Origin of the sequence: Bartonella queenslandensis AUST/NH15, from assembly GCF_000312585.1 — a bacterium.
In the GTDB taxonomy this organism is placed as follows: domain Bacteria; phylum Pseudomonadota; class Alphaproteobacteria; order Rhizobiales; family Rhizobiaceae; genus Bartonella; species Bartonella queenslandensis_A.
The window spans coordinates 68781-69691 of sequence record NZ_HE997985.1; the positions used below are offsets into that span (position 1 = coordinate 68781).

A 911-nucleotide genomic window follows, 5' to 3' on the forward strand; every position below is an offset into this window, starting at 1 on the left:
AATCTATTTTTTTGAGGTATAATAAGAAATTAATCAAGCAATTTTAATAAGTTAGTTATTATTTCATTTATAAATAATGTGATGATCTCTTCATCGAAAAACAGTGCATATAATTTGTTAATAATTTTAATATTTTGTTCATAGAAAAAATGACGAGAACTTTTTATTCATTGTGAAATTTATAAGATAAAGGACTATTATGATTCATATAAATTTCCCATACAATACAGCATATACCGACACTCCCTCCCATTCCTGATCCTATTAGCGCTCCTATTATCATTCCGGCAGAAAGTGCTACTCCTAACCCCATTGCAATAATTGGACCTAATCCTGGAAGAGCAATATAACCATAAGTAGCAAGAGTTGCCGCGATTGCACCTGATATGCTACCATTTAAACCGCCAATGAAAGCAAATTCTTTAATAGAGCGACAGAACTTTTTGAATTTTTTTTTCTTACAACGATGAGTAGAAACGTTTCTGTAAGTTTTAAAATCAATCATATTTTTTTCTTTCATTTTGAATGCTAATTGTTCCCGAATAGTCAACGGATACGAAAAAATGTGACTTTTTAAATTTTACTAAAGCACGCCAGATGCCTTTGTCATCTAAACGCAATCGTTTAATGTTCTCAAAACCGTTTTGCATAAGACAATTTTTAACTTGTGAAGCAGTAAATGAGTTCTGACCTATTTTAGCGACACTTTGAGTAGAGCTATAGGTAAAGGTGTGACAATAAGGAAGATGAAAAACTTTACTAATTGAAGTCGTGACGATCAACGAAACACATACAATCATCATAAAAAAAATACTTAATTTCAAAATGCTATTTAGTTTCATCTTGTCACTCTCTGTTGAAACAATCTTTCATTAACCGTTGTATTGCTAACAAGTTCCCAAGATGATTTT

At 31.0% G+C, this 911-nt stretch carries 2 protein-coding genes; both read right to left on the bottom strand.

Annotation, left to right across the window (positions count from 1 at the left end):
* Positions 1-163 precede the first annotated feature (163 nt).
* Complete coding sequence (locus BN338_RS02355) at positions 164-520, bottom strand: membrane protein (protein ID WP_039758652.1); 357 nt, start codon at positions 518-520, stop codon at positions 164-166.
* A complete protein-coding gene (locus BN338_RS02360; RefSeq protein WP_039758654.1) occupies positions 498-842 on the bottom strand; it encodes a hypothetical protein in 345 nt (114 codons plus the stop codon). The genes BN338_RS02355 and BN338_RS02360 overlap by 23 nt, the downstream gene beginning before the upstream one ends.
* Positions 843-911: the final 69 nt, after the last annotated feature.